Consider the following 14484-nt stretch of genomic DNA (forward strand, 5'->3'; position numbering starts at 1 on the left):
TATGATGCTATATCAGCGCCAGTCGGGCGCGGATCATGCCCCGCATCAGCCCCTCACAGATCGCCGGAGCCCGCCAATGCCGACTGTTTTACCGTCTTGCCTGTAGTCGACCAAGCGATTTCGCATTCTGAACAACTGGCACATCTGGGCTGGACAGCGTTTTTCGCCAGTCAGGTCTCGGAAGATGAAACGGCGCTCGCGGCGCATCGTATCATAGAGGTTCACCGTACCCGCCTTGTCTCCCTGTCGGTATCCGGCACTCAGTCTCTTGTGTTGCCGCCTGTGCTCAAAACCGCCGATTACGCCGTTGGGGACTGGGTTTTGGTGGAAGCGTCATCGGATCGCCTGATCCGACGCCTCGACCGCAATACGCTGTTGCAACGGCGCATTGAAGGCCGCTCAGAACCGCAACTCGCGGCGGCGAATGTCGATACCTTGTTCATTGTTACCTCCTGCAATGCCGATTTCAATCCGGCCCGGCTGGAACGCTACCTGGCGATGGCCAATGAAGCGGGCACGTCGCCCGTCATTATCCTGACAAAGGCGGATATAGCCGAAACGCCCGACGCCTTTGTCGATGAAGCGCAGGCCCTGCAACGCAACCTTGCCGTTATTGCCCTAAATGCCTTGGCGCAGGACGCGCCCGCCATTCTGGCGCCGTGGTGCGTCGATGGTAAGACGATTGCCTTGACCGGATCTTCAGGTGTCGGCAAATCGACATTGGTGAACGCCTTGGGAGGCACCGCCAGGCGCGTTTCGCAAGAAACCGGCGATATCCGCGAGCATGATGCCAAGGGGCGTCACACCACCACCTCGCGGTCGATGCACCCTATTTTTGGCGGCGGCTGGATCATCGACAATCCCGGCATGCGCAATTTGCATGTCAGCGGAGTCTCCGACGGTATAGACACCCTGTTCGCGGAGATCGTCGAACTGGCGGGCACCTGCAAGTTCCGCGACTGCACACACGCGCATGAACCCGGGTGCGCTGTACGCAGCGCGATCGCCACAGGCAGCGTTTCAGCGGCCAGGGTCGAGAGGTGGCGAAAACTGTTCGATGAAAACCGCGAGAGCACGCCACAACATACCGGACCGCGCGGCAATCGGACCATCCAGAAGAAGTTCCACTAGTCTCCTCGCGATTTTTGTCGCCGCTAGGTGGTCATTTTTTCCCGGAGTCACCTATACGCAAAATCAGCATGCAATCCGCGGGCACCTCGTAGTCGTGGAACTGCCCCGTGGAGGCTCGCGACGCCACCACAATCTGTGTTTCGGCCAGTGTCATCGCTATGGGGGGCAGGTGCTTTCGCCCCTTTTTCAAAATGCGAAAACGACCGGCCTGCCCGACCGGTCCCTGAAGCTTTACACGCACCGCGCCGTCCTCTTCATGCGAGACATCCATCGGGAAATCGCAAAACAGCCGAAACGGCTTGTCGCCACAGGCATTAAAGGCACGGGCCACAAAGATGAATGCCCCGCCCGCGCCATAGATTTCTTGCCCGACCTGACCGGCCGGCTGCCCGTCGCCGTACAGGTCTTCGAGAGGGAAGGACAGGTTGCGGTCAATGTAGCCGTTGCGCACATTATCCTTCGCGATTGCATCCTCGGGCAAGGCGTCAGGGTAGAAATACCAGGTCAAATCCTGCGCGAAGCGACGATATTCGCATAACAATCGCTTGGCCGCTGGCGGGATATCGTCATAGCCCAGGCGCAGGTATTCATCGAAGGCCGCGAAGGTTTCAAAGCATTCGTAAGCGGCCATGTACGGCGCGTCATGCAGGCAGGTGACACCGAAAAAATTGGTATAATGCCGGGCGTTGTCAATGTCTGAGTCCCACAGTTCGCAATTGTGCAGAAAACTGGCAACGAAAACGAGGCTCTGGTCCAGATACCCCGACTGGCGCTCCATCAGCCACAGCTTCAGGCAGGCCACCGCCCCCCAGGCCGTCAGATTGGTCTGGTAAGCCAGATTGAAACGATTGCCCTCCAGGGCATGCAGAGCGGCCCTCGCCTCTTCCAGATATAGCGAATCCTGTGTCAATTCGTGGGCTAGCAGCATGACATAGGCGTACAGACCGCCGGCATCTGTCTGTCCCCTGCCCTGCGGACTGCGCGCCGGCGTGATGACAGAAAAATCAGCGATGTTGAACTGTATCGGCCAGACATATTGGAAATGCCGTGCCGACTTCACTGTGTAATCCAGCGATTCCCGAAACAGTTTTTCTGCCTGTGCATTGCCGGCCTTGGCAAGCCTCGCCAGATTCATCAACGGATGGAACAGGTACCAGGAATCGACGGCATCCGGATTCTTGTCCTTTCCTACGTTCGGCAAATAGCGTCGGATGGTTCGGAGATCCGCATCGAAAAACCGGCCTATTCCCGCCGCCAAATCGTGCGACAACGTTTCGCTTCGGCCTTCAGCCAGTTCCCACTCACGCAAGGACGCCAAGACCGACATCTGAACCATGCTGTCGGGATATTCCGCGTCGGTATAGGCATGGAGATAGGTGTGGCCATAGTGTGTGAGGCTGGCCTGGGGCGCGTGCGCCAAATCCTTGAGGGTTCGTTCGGCGCGGTCAATCCAGTCGTGAAATTTCACATCAGGCTTGTCGAGGTGGGGGTAAATATCCGCCAGCATTTCTATGAATAGCCTGGCGCTTTTCATTTCGTCGGGGGCTTCGTCCTCCCTGAAAGAGAGGAGCGCATCCGAAAGTACGATCTCCTGCCCTGCCGACAACGGCGATTCCGGGGGCGCATATCCCATGGGCGATGTCGGTGGCTGATATCCCAGCGAGGGCCACCGCCCACCCACAACGCCATCGGGCTTCGTTTTTGTCGCCTTGAAGTACTCATTCAGCGCTGTCAGGTTTTGCGCGTATAAAACGGTGCCGAAGCCAGGCTCGGTCATATGAAAATAACACAGGCCGCCATTAACACCACGCTGCGCCGCCTCGACCTCTCCCAGTGCCCGGGTGGGATCATCATTTTCATCGAGCACATACAGGTCGCGTGGCCAGAAGGCGAGCAGCAAATCCGTCGCGGGCATGAGGCTAAGCTTGATGCGCAAGACGCGCGCGTCAAGGACGGCGATGTCCACGGTCCAGGTCCCAACGCTGGCCCTCACCTCCCAAACACCCCGCGCAGCTTCCTGAGTCTTGCTTGTGAGATCATAAGGGCCCGGCCACGGGTTTGTCCGCAAAACAACCCCGCCCTTGCCAGGCCGGCGCACGATCACCCAGACCGTATCCCGTCCGGGACAGACATCCACGCTCACGTCTGCGATGGTGAACGTTCTTATCGACGCGGGTGCCTCAGCCAGATCCCTGCGCACCGCCAGGGTTTCCGACGAAAATCCTGGCACCTGCGTGACCGGCTTCGATTTTTTTGCCACGAGACCACCTTTGCGCCGCTGAGATCGCGGAAAGCCGATACGACTGAGACGGTTCCCATGTCGTGCCGACGGACGATGCGGCGCCACGGATAAACAGGAAATGCGGCGCAGGGGTTACGCTGTAAGGAACGGGTAAGTCAGCGCTGCTGCCTGCAAGGTTTGGTCGTCGCGTCTGGCGTCGGCGGCAAGATCAGGCCTTGCCGCCGGGTTATTTAGGCCAATCAGTCAGGCAGGTGCGCGCAACCTTTCAGCGGCGGCCACCATGTTTACCAATGCCGGACGGACTTCTTCCCATTTGCGTGTTTTCAAGCCGCAATCGGGGTTGATCCAAAGCTGAGCATCGTCCAGGCGCTGACGGGCAAGCGACATTAGTTCGACCATTTCGCCGATGTCGGGAACGCGCGGGCTATGGATGTCGTAGACGCCCGGCCCAATTTCGTTCGGATACTTGCTGGATTTGAAAACGTCGAGCAGTTCCATTTTCGAGCGCGACGTCTCGATGGAAATGACGTCGGCATCCATGGCAGCAATGGCGTCCATAATGTCGTTAAATTCGGAGTAGCACATATGGGTATGGATCTGGGCTTCGTCGGCGACGCCCGAAGAACAGAGCCGGAAGCTGTCGACCGCCCAGTCGAGGTAGGTCTGCCAATCCCGCTTGCGTAGCGGCAGACCTTCGCGCAGAGCGGCCTCATCAATCTGAATCATCTGACAGCCGGCCTTTTCCAGATCGCCGACCTCATCACGGATGGCGAGCGCGATCTGACGGCAGGCCAGCGAACGCGGTACATCGTCACGAACAAACGACCAGTTGAGAATGGTAACGGGGCCGGTCAGCATGCCCTTCATCGGCTTGGCGGTGAGCGACTGGGCATACTGCCACCAGGCGACGGTCATCGCGTTCGGACGCGACACATCGCCGAACAAAACCGGCGGGCGGACATAGCGCGAACCATAGGATTGCACCCAGCCGTGCCTGGTGAAGGCAAAGCCCGACAATTGCTCGCCAAAATACTGCACCATGTCGTTGCGCTCGAACTCGCCGTGAACCAAAACGTCAAGGCCCACCTCTTCCTGCCATTTGATGGCACGCGCGGTTTCTTCCTGAAGGAAGGCCTCATACTGCGCATCGGAGAGATTACCCTTGGCGTGGGCGGAGCGGGCCTGGCGGACGTCCGAAGTCTGTGGGAATGAACCGATAGTGGTGGTAGGAAAAGTCGGCAGGTTGAAGCGTGTGCGCTGAAGGGCGGCCCGGGCGGTAAACGCACTCTTGCGGCGACTGTCGGCGGCGCTTACGGCGTCGAGACGTTGGGCTACAGCGAAGCTGTGCACCTTGCCGGAGTTCTTGCGGGCCGCGGCAGCTGAGGTTGCCGAATCCAGGGCCGTCTTGACCGAGCCCCGGCCATCCCTCAGGGCGCCGGCAATGGCCGAGAGTTCACTCATCTTCTGAACTGAGAAGGCCAGCCAAGACTTGACGTCGCCATCAAGCGCATCTTCCAAGTCGAGATCGATTGGGGCGTGCAGCAGGGAACAGGACGGTGCGATCTGGATCAAGTCCTTGCCGCGGACGGCGATGGCGGGTTCCAATCGGTCGACGATGCGAGCTAAGTCAGCACGCCAGATGTTGCGACCATCAATCACACCGAGTGACAGGACGAGGTCCTTGGGGGCTTCAGCCAGGACGGTTTCGAGTTGTTCAGGCGCACGGACGAGGTCGATGTGCAGGCCGGCAACCGGCAGCGAGGTCGCGACATCGAGGTTTTCTTCCAGACCGCCGAAATAGCTGGCGACAAGGATCTTGAGACCAGGCACCTGCGCATTGAAGGCGGCATAGGCGGTTTTCAGCGCCTTGCGCGTTTCGGCATTGCCATCGAGGACGAGGGCGGGCTCGTCGATCTGAACCCAATCGGCGCCGGCATCGCGCAGCCGGGTCAAAATCTCGACATAGACGGGAATCAGGCGATCGATCAGCGATAACGGATTGACGCCGTCCTCACGGCTCTTGCCGAGACGCAGGAAGGTCACGGGGCCAACCAGAACCGGACGGGTGTGATAGCCAAGCGCTTTGGCTTCAAGGAATTCATCCACAGGCTTGGTCGAGGTCAGTTTAAACACCTGATCCTTTGCAAAATCGGGTACCATATAGTGGTAATTGGTGTCGAACCACTTGGTCATCTCCTGAGCGGGAACGCCGTGGACATGGTGAGCATGACCATGTTCGCACACATCGAGTTCGACATAGGTCTGGGACCCGCGGGCCATGGCAAAATAGGTATCGAGATCGACCTGTTCGCCATAGATGGCGGGAATGGCGCCGACCATGAAACTGGTGTCAAGCACCTGATCATAAAGCGAGAAGTCGTTGGACGGGATGATATCAACCCCCCGCGCCTCTTGGCGCGCCCAGTTGACGGCGCGCAAATGCCTGGCCGTCTGCAATAGCTCCGCCTGGCTGGACTTGCCCGACCAGTAGCTTTCGAGGGCAAATTTCAGCTCGCGTTTCAGCCCGATGCGCGGTGTGCCCAGGGTGGCTATGGGAATTTGAGAGTTTGACACGATTTTCCTCTTGGATGTGAGCGGGAAAACCAGGTGCACGCCACCGCCCTCGCAGACGGTCGTCGGCAAGGCGGCAACGCATCACCGGAGCACCCCGCCCGAGATGGATATGAGGTCTATGGCAGGTCTCCTGGCTCACGGGTCACCACCCTTGTCCGCCTTCTCGGAGTTACACTCCAATGGCAAATGGACAAAAGCTCACCGTTTACAGTTGCGGGGGCAGCTCCGGCCTTGCCTCAACGGCGCACCGGCTTCCCTCTTAGCCACACACCCGAAAGCGCATGGAACCACGACGAGATGACCATAGGTCAGCCGCACTCCGCAGTCAATAATGATATAAAGATATCTTTATATCATTATATCATTGGCGCGTTCATCCCCAAATCGGTCAGTTGCGGCGGGTCGCCTGTTAAGCTATTTCGAACAGCCGGCTTTCAGATCAGTTGAGCCGTGTCGCGTGCCAGTTCATCGACGGCCGGTTGCGGTTCATGGGTCATCAATACGGTTTGTATCCAGCCCTCGCTGTCGCGCAGTCCCACAATAGTGATCGTGGTTCTTTGACCGCTCGGGAGTGTGGCGCAACTGATAATCAGCTCGCGCGCAGGGGTCGTGGCGCGTTCGATATCCACGACGTCGCGGTACAGTGTCTCAAAGGCGCCAAGCACGCGCCCGATCTCATCTCGGCCGACCACCGGCCTATGAAACACGTTGGACTTAAGCGTGGCATTGTCCATAAGCTCGGGCAACAGGGTGAGACCGTCTTTGACAAAGAGTGACATTAAATACCTCTGAATGGCCCGGGCACAAGACTCGGATCGTCCCGCCCCGCGTTAGACAGGAGGTCATACGCCTTAAAGAATAGTGTGGGACTAAGGAAACAGCCATCAATTGTAAAGCGACCGTATCTGATAGGTCATGCACCCGCCATATGTGGACTCAAGTCCAGTATATCCAACGATTTTCCAAATCGTGCCTGAGGATGACCAACGAAATCGTGGCTACCGACGTGGGTCAGGTTTCCGCGCGTATCGAGCCATACTTGGCCGCCAATAGCGCGGTACCGATAGCAGAAGGCGAAATCTTCGCTGAGATAGAGCCCCGTCCCGGGCTCGATCAGGCACTCAAATAGGGCGACGTGCTGTGTCCCCAACACCTTAGGGCGCGGAAAGGAATGGACATGGCTGTAGGTCAGGTGCGGATAAGAGGCCCGCATTTCGTCGACACAGTCCCGCCGAATGAGCATAAAGCCTGTGCCGGCATAGTTGGCCGTCGCGAAGTCGCCGTCACGCTCTCCGTCACTCAACGGTTCGCCGACATAATGCAGTGTGGCCTGATCTGGAGCAATTTCGGGAGCGAGTTGGCTCCAGTCGCGCACCTTGAGCGGATAAATCCCCGCGACCAACGGCTTTTGCGCCTGTAACATACGCTCCACCTGTTCCGGCGCGAACCCGATATCGGCATCTATGAACAGGATATGGGTGGCCGTAGTCTCCAGAAATGCCGATACAAGCGTGTTGCGACTGCGTGTTATCAAGGAATCATGCCCGAGCATGGCCAAGGTCAGATCTATATTACGTGTGGAGCAGTAGCTCATCAGGCTGATGATGGACTGCATATAGGTCTGAGTGACCTGACCACCGAAACAAGGCGTGGCGATGAAGATAGATGGCTTTTGGGACATGGCGCTCTTGGGGAAAAACGAGTCAGCGAACCGACAGACCCCTTCGCGGCTAAAGCGTATCGCAGGCAATATATCGGCCATTTCGTGTCACGCTTGAATTTAACGTGTCATGCCTGAAACCCAAGCCTTCGCGGCCGGGCCACAGAAGGACTGGATTATCCGGAATCTGAGACCTGCCTATCCGGTTTCCAGCAGAGCATATTTGCGGCAGTGATCGAGATAGGCGCCTTCATGCATCATCACCAGATCGACCACGCTCGTCCATAGCCATGACGGCGCATCCAGCGTCTTGCTACGCTTCCGTTTCAATTCCGACAGCCATTTGGCCCGGCTATCCGCATCCATCTGGCGTGCATGCGCCTTGCCGACAATATGGGCTAAAAACTTGGCAACCTTGGTGCCTTCTTCGGGCGTCAGATGTTCAATTTCAAACTTGAGGTCCTGCGGGAGAAGTTCGCGCAGAAAGATCGTTTTCCCCAAAAGCTCAGCATTTATCATGCGGTCGCCCAGGGCTGGCGACAAATGCCAGGCCCCTTGAACCACCCGCTCCCCGTTGTTTCTCGGCATGGCGACATCGCCATATTTCGGGGCGAGCGGGTCGACAGCCTCCTTAATATCCATAAGACACAGTTCACCCTTGCTTCCACCGACGCGGACAAGCACGGCTATACGCAGATTGCCGAGACTAGAGCAGCCTTTTACCCAGAACGCTGCGTCAAGCACTTCGATCGACGCGTCATCATCGCGGAAGCGCAAGGATGTAACGAGCCGGCGGGTCTTTTCTTCGTTGAACAGGTCCGCAACGGCTGCGCGTTCGGCTTTTGTCAACGGCCAGAAGTGCTTGCCCAAGGGAATGGACGGCGATGCCCCCTTGATCCGCTCCTGTGCCAATTGCTTCCACTTCCGGCCGATCGCGTGGCGCATGGCGGCCTCTACGGCTTCCGGCATGGGCATATCACCGCTCTCTTCTTCTTTGGAAAAAGCCGCCTCATAGCCTTCGATCAATTGCTCCATCATTTTAGACGTCATGATGCCGGGTAAATCAGAACCGCGCGCGGCGCTGGCCAAAGACAGGCCCAGGCGGATGAGGTCATGCGCCGGATTTCCTATTACGGTCTGGTCGAGGTCACGAATCTCAATCTGGATCTTGCCTTTGGCATTCGCAATGGGCCCAAGATTGCCGACATGGCAATCACCGCAAATCCAGACGGGCGGCCCCTCCGGCACGGTCAATTCCGCCTTGCCGGCCAGCCATTCGTAGAACTTGGCCGTATTGCCGCGTACATAGGCGTGTGCAGAACGGGCCATTTTCAGATTACGCAAACTCGTCAGTTCGATCTGACGGTCTTTCACGCTGGTGTGCTCATACAGGACTTTCTTCATTCTGGTACTCTGACAATATAGGCGGAAATTTTTGGACCCGGCACGTTGGCTTGAAAGCTGTGGCGGCAGAATTGATCGCTGACGCCGACGCCAAAGTGGCAGGCAGCACAAGACAACGACCCGACCGACAGTACGCGGCAGTAATTGGAATTCAACGACATAGCCCCTTCCAGATGCTCTCATCCCGCGGACAATCCCAGTTGCGCAGGATAAGGGAGCGGCCGCGCTCCCCTGCATCGAGCCTATAGATGCGAGCGTGCCCGCAAGGACGAAATATCGTTGCCGCGGTTGGCTGATAAAGATTGCATAAGCCGCAAATCTTTGTAAAATTTCAGCAAATATCGTCCCTACTATCCCAGGATCGGTTCCGCTAAGTACGCGTTGGTCGGCCGGCTGTCACGCCGTAGGAAAACGCCGCATCGCCTCAGGTGGAAACGGCCGCCCCAAAAGCCGGGCGGCATACAGGACCGCGCCCATGCTGGGCGCATAGAGGGGTGTCACAAGCCGATAGGCCGGATAAGCAGCCTCGAGATGGCGCTGCAGGGGATCAAGGATAAGACTTCCGCAGCGGAATACACCGCCCGAATAGGATAGGTTGACCGGCGCGTCGGGCGCATAGTTCAATTTGAGGCGAATGGCATCGACGATCATCGCCAGTTCAAAGCCTGCGGACTCGAAAATGCGTAAGGACGCCCGGTCGCCCTGCGCGGCCGCCTCGGCGACCCATTTCGACAGAGCCGCGATACGATCGCGCGACGGCGCTTCGCGGCCAAAGACGTGGCCACAAATATCCAGATCCATTTTGAGCGCCATGGCTTGCATAAAGATGTCGTAGAGCGGCCCCTTGGTCAGGCGTCCGTCCCCCATGCGTGAAAAGGCGTTCAGGCCGGAAATGGCGATCCAGTAGGCGGAGCCTTCATCGGAAAACACCTCACCCCAACCACCGCCGCGCGCCGAAGAGCCTTGGTGTTCGCCATAACCGATCGAGCCCGTCCCGGCTACGATATTGATGCCGTCCTGGCCACCCAGCGAGCCGGCCCAGCCGCAAATCATATCATTGCCGCACGCGTATCGCCTGTGCCCAAGCACGGCCTCAGGCAGGACATCAAGCATGGCTTCGGCGGCGGAGTCTTCACCATAGGCCGGCAGTCCGAAAAAGGCATAGGCAATGTCGGCGGCGGTTGCGCCGACCTGATCGAGCACGGACTGAACGCCAAACGACAGACAGTTGCGCAACCCGTCAAAGCCAATCTGAATATGGTAGCTTGTGCCCGACTGGCAGGTCGCGCGCACATGCCCCGCCTCGTCGACCAGCACAAACTCGGTTTTGGTTCCGCCGCCGTCGACGCCGAGCAGATAGCCCATCGCAGTCTTCCCCGTCCAAGCCTATCCCAGTTCGTGAATCCGCACACCCTGCACCACACGGTTGACCGTGCCCGACGTGTTAGGCTTATCCGGCGTCAGGTTGTGGTTCAAGGCTTCCTGGAAGGCGAAGATTTGCGGGCCGACGATGTACGGGAACAAAAGGTCGGTATCGTCGGCTGTTTCCAGCCCGCGAATACGCACGGTGTCCTTGGCTTCAAGCCCTACCCCGTCCTGGGCGGTGATGGCCACTACGCGCGCCGCGTCATTATCCCGGCGCAATTCATCGAGCAGGTCGGAGTCGTAACACCGGGTGTAGGCGTTGTTGGAGAAAAAGACGACCACCAGGGTCTTGGCGTTGACGATGGTCTTAGGGCCATGGCGGAATCCGAGTGGTGAGTCAAACAGCGTAACGCGCGCACCATTGGTGAGTTCGAGCAGCTTGAGCCCGGATTCGCGCGCCAGGCCCTGAAAAATATGGCTGCCGAGATAGACGATACGCTCATACCCTTCGGAGGCCAGCGCCGTCATCATGGTTGCATAGTCTTCAAGCGCGCCTTGTGTGGCCTCCGCAATGGGACCAATGCGAGCCTGCATGGCGGGAATGCCTGAAAATACGGTCAGGGCCGCATACATCATGCATGAAAAGCTCGACGTCATGGCAAAGCTTCGGTCATGCGTCGCTTCGGGCAAAAGAAGTGTCAGGCCCTTTGGCGCCTTGCCGTAAGCGGCCAGCGCGCCGTCGGCGTTACAGGTGACCACCAGATGGTGCAAATCCGTGACGAAACGGTCGGCCAGTTCGACCGCGGCGACGCTTTCCGGGCTATTGCCCGACCGCCCGAAAGACACCAGTAGCGTCGGCGTGTCGCTTTCGAAATAGAGCTGCGGCGCGCATGACAGATCGGTGGTTGGAATGGCGTCGACGCGCTGCTTCAACCGCGCCGACAGCGCCGGCGCCAGACATTCGCCGATAAAGGCCGACGTACCCGCACCGATCAGAATGATACGGACCTTGCGGGCCAGAAGGGGCTGAAGAAAGGCGTCAATCACATCCGTCTTGGCCATCAGCAGGGCTTGCGTCTCACGCAACATTCGCGGCTGTTGTTCGATTTCACGCGCGGTCCATAATCCGCCCAGCTTTTCCAAGGCGGTCTCGTCTAGGCCCAAATGGGCTACGGTCTCAGGCATCAATCAACTCCAGGGCGGGGGTACAGGCAGAGTGGTAAGCGTCGAGGGTCGCGCCGACATGGGCAATGACCAGATTTTCAGGTGTCAGCTCAAGCCCGCCATCGCGTATGATAGCATAGGCGTCAGGCAGATATTGGCTGATCAGAGCCAAAGGCGGGACCTGTTCGGCCAGATTGTCGAACAAGGTACGCTGGGCAGCGGTGATTTCGCTATCCGGCCAATAGTAGCGTATGCGGTCGGACAGGCTATATTGCAGATCGAATTTCAGATCAGCGCCCGTGGCGTGATAGTATTTGGCCCAGTTTCTGGGGTCTGCGGTCATGCGTTCTACCACGACATCGCGAAAATGCGACTGACGATCCGGTGCTATCCATTCTCGCTCGATGGCGTCAAGCGCCCAGAGCGCCTCGCGCAAGGCGAAGGTCACGCCTGGCCCCACCTTCAGGATGGCGAAGTGATCCTCAACGAGTTCTCTAAGGGCCTTGGGCGTCTGGTAATCGGTCGAATGCGCCTCAAAGACAAGGGTCGCCTGCCCGTCCAGTGCCCGGCTGAGTTTGGCGGCCTTGGCGCGATCATAGTCGATGACCTTGTGATGGTCGAATTCGACCCCCGGCTGGACGACAGTAGCGATAACACGCGGCCAGGCAGTACTCAGACCCAGTTCGGCGAAGATGGTCTTGTGCGTGCCGATCGTCGCCAAAGCCGCATCGGGCGTCGTGACTTCCAGTTCAGGCAAATCCTCATGCCCCCCCCCGGGCACGGGCACCTCCGTGCCAATCACATAGACAGGCGCCTCCCCCCCCACGCCCTGGTGAGTCTTTTCGGCAATGGCGATCAGTTGGGCAGCGCGACGCGCAATCACCGCCTCGGGTAACGGCACCGGATCGTCTGCGCAGGACATAGAACAGTCCGCATGAATTTTGCGAAAGCCGGCGGCGACATACTGCGCAACTAAAACCTCGGCCTTGGCCATGGCCGCTTCGGCCGCCAGGTGTGTCCAGGGATTGGGCCCGAGATGATCGCCCCCCAGCACGATGCGATCGCGCGCCAATCCGACCTTATCGGCAATGGCATGGACGAACGCAACGAAATCGGCCGGCGTCATGCCCGTGTAGCCGCCGTCCTGATTAACCTGATTGCAGGTCGCCTCGATCAGGGTGATGTCAGATCCCACCTTGAGCGCATGCGCAAACGTCGCTTCGACGACTAAGGGATGAGCCGAGCACACCGATGTGATGCCCACGGCCCTGCCCGCCTTATGACGGGCAACCAGATCGAGCATGGTCTTCATGGGATTTCCTTCCATAGGGATGGCGTTCATCCAAACCCTAGCGCTTCGCCGGCAGGAACGCAATCAAAACAATGAAAACGAAACATATAAAACGGTAGTTTTTACAATTTCTACTGAAAAAAAGCTCCATAGATGCAAATCCGCTGCGGAAACGTTATAAAAAGAAATTCGATTGGCACGAATGCAATCCGGCAAGACGGCCGCTAAGGTCAGAAGATCAGCCTGTGATATCCCGGCTGCCTGTGAAATAGTCTCCTGTGATTCCACCGCCATAGACGTCGCCGCTCTTGGCCCCGCAGGTCGTGATATATCCATTCTCCTTTTTGGCACCTTTTCTGGGGGACGACGCCTTGTCTGCGAATGTGACGATTAAGGAGATCGCCAAACACGCCGGCGTGTCGGTGGGCTCGGTGTCTCATGTCATAAATGGCAGCGCGGGCGTCGGCCCCGATATCAAGGCGCGCGTCGAACGGGCCATTGCCGATCTGGGCTATACGCCAAACCCGGTGGCTCGCGGTTTACGGCAACAGCGGACGCGCATGATCGCCATGATCATTCCGGACATCACGAACCCCTATTTTCCGTCGGTTGTGCGCGGCGCGGAAGATCTCGCCTTCGAACACGACCTTCAGGTCGTGCTTTGCAACACAGATAATAACCCCGTCAAGGAAGCCGCCTACCTGCGCACCATGGCGTCGTATTCACTGAGCGGGCTCCTGATCATCCCGTCAGTCGGTGACGAACAGAACCACCCTTTGCATGACGGGCGGCTAAGCGGCATTCCGACCCTGTGCCTTGACCGGAAGCCTGTGCACTGGGACGGCGATGTCATCGTGTCCGACAATGCGGAAGGCGGACGGCTCGTCGCCCGGCATTTCCTACAAGCGGGCCACACCCGAATTGCCATCATCAGGGGGCCCGATCAATTCAGCAATGCCTTTGATCGGCAATGGGGCTTCTTGTCCGAACTGACGTCCAGCGGTCTTCATACGCCTGACGACTACATCGAGCAGGGTGCCTTTGACATCGACAGCGGGCGGCGGGCGGCACAACGCCTCCTGTCATTGCCCGCCCCACCCACGGCCATATTTGCCAGCAATGATCTTATGGCATTGGGCGTGCTGTCGGCGCTCGAGGCGCGCGGCCTGTCATGCCCCGCCGACGTTTCGGTCATAGGCTTTGACAACCTGGATGTCGCCGCCATCACCCGACCGGGACTCACGACGGTGGACCAGTCGGGTTATACGCTCGGCAGAACGGGATTGAGCCGCCTGCTCGCACGCATGGAGGCGCCCGACGTAGCGCCGGAAACCCTGCAACTGCCTGTGCGCCTTGTGCATCGCGGATCGGTCTGTCCCCCGCAGGCTTGACAGCTCAGTTGAAAAATGTAAGCAGTTACCCGATTTTGAAACGTTTCAAAGGGATGAACAGGGTTAAGCTAAATCTATTGCTGAAGAGCAATGCGTTCACCGAGGCTGATCTTGAGCTGAGGCGATAAGGCAAACCATGCGAGGGTATAAGCGTCGCGGCAGCCCCCCAAACGCGTAAATGCCGCAAGGCGCATCTAACGAAGACAATCCGGCAGCCTTGCGTCTTAGATGCAGTGCGGACCGGATAATGAACAAAAATATC

General features: G+C 58.3%; 10 protein-coding genes and 1 riboswitch. Of the genes, 2 read left to right on the forward strand and 8 right to left on the reverse strand.

The annotated features are described in order from the left end of the window. Positions 1-96: 96 nt before the first annotated feature. The gene (rsgA, locus tag RCJ00_RS08135; RefSeq protein ID WP_316221302.1) at positions 97-1131 is read left to right on the forward strand and encodes a ribosome small subunit-dependent GTPase A; all 1035 of its coding nucleotides are present in this window, start codon (positions 97-99) and stop codon (positions 1129-1131) included. Positions 1132-1162: 31 nt separating this feature from the next. Here rsgA and RCJ00_RS08140 read toward each other — a convergent pair whose 3' ends face one another. From RCJ00_RS08140 to RCJ00_RS08175, 8 genes are all read right to left on the reverse strand, one after another. Then, positions 1163-3391 (reverse strand): hypothetical protein, encoded by a 2229-nt coding sequence (locus RCJ00_RS08140; protein WP_316221303.1) that lies wholly within the window; start codon positions 3389-3391, stop codon positions 1163-1165. A gap of 225 nt (positions 3392-3616) precedes the next feature. Beyond that, positions 3617-5947: a 5-methyltetrahydropteroyltriglutamate--homocysteine S-methyltransferase gene (gene metE, locus RCJ00_RS08145; RefSeq protein ID WP_316221304.1), complete on the reverse strand. Its 2331-nt coding sequence runs from the start codon at positions 5945-5947 to the stop codon at positions 3617-3619. A 102-nt stretch (positions 5948-6049) separates the two neighbouring features. After that, a riboswitch (cobalamin riboswitch) is annotated at positions 6050-6254 on the reverse strand. Between the two features lie 127 nt (positions 6255-6381). Then, positions 6382-6726, reverse strand: coding sequence for a hypothetical protein (locus tag RCJ00_RS08150; RefSeq protein WP_316221305.1), 345 nt, complete (start codon positions 6724-6726; stop codon positions 6382-6384). 134 nt (positions 6727-6860) lie between these two features. Then, positions 6861-7628, reverse strand: a complete 768-nt coding sequence (locus RCJ00_RS08155; RefSeq protein WP_316221306.1) for a glycosyltransferase family protein — start codon at positions 7626-7628, stop codon at positions 6861-6863. 177 nt (positions 7629-7805) lie between these two features. Beyond that, positions 7806-9011 (reverse strand): DUF2252 family protein, encoded by a 1206-nt coding sequence (locus tag RCJ00_RS08160; protein ID WP_316221307.1) that lies wholly within the window; start codon positions 9009-9011, stop codon positions 7806-7808. Positions 9012-9407: 396 nt separating this feature from the next. Beyond that, positions 9408-10376, reverse strand: a complete 969-nt coding sequence (locus tag RCJ00_RS08165; RefSeq protein ID WP_316221308.1) for an N-acetylglucosamine kinase — start codon at positions 10374-10376, stop codon at positions 9408-9410. Between the two features lie 21 nt (positions 10377-10397). Continuing rightward, positions 10398-11561: an SIS domain-containing protein gene (locus RCJ00_RS08170; protein ID WP_316221309.1), complete on the reverse strand. Its 1164-nt coding sequence runs from the start codon at positions 11559-11561 to the stop codon at positions 10398-10400. Continuing rightward, positions 11554-12852, reverse strand: a complete 1299-nt coding sequence (locus tag RCJ00_RS08175; RefSeq protein WP_316221310.1) for a D-tagatose-bisphosphate aldolase, class II, non-catalytic subunit — start codon at positions 12850-12852, stop codon at positions 11554-11556. The genes RCJ00_RS08170 and RCJ00_RS08175 overlap by 8 nt, the downstream gene beginning before the upstream one ends. A 350-nt stretch (positions 12853-13202) precedes the next feature. Between RCJ00_RS08175 and RCJ00_RS08180 the strand changes: the two genes are divergently transcribed. Further along, positions 13203-14222, forward strand: a complete 1020-nt coding sequence (locus RCJ00_RS08180; protein WP_316221311.1) for a LacI family DNA-binding transcriptional regulator — start codon at positions 13203-13205, stop codon at positions 14220-14222. The last annotated feature ends 262 nt before the right edge of the window (positions 14223-14484 follow it).

Origin of the sequence: Asticcacaulis aquihabitans (assembly GCF_032490435.1) — a bacterium.
Lineage (GTDB): Bacteria > Pseudomonadota > Alphaproteobacteria > Caulobacterales > Caulobacteraceae > Asticcacaulis.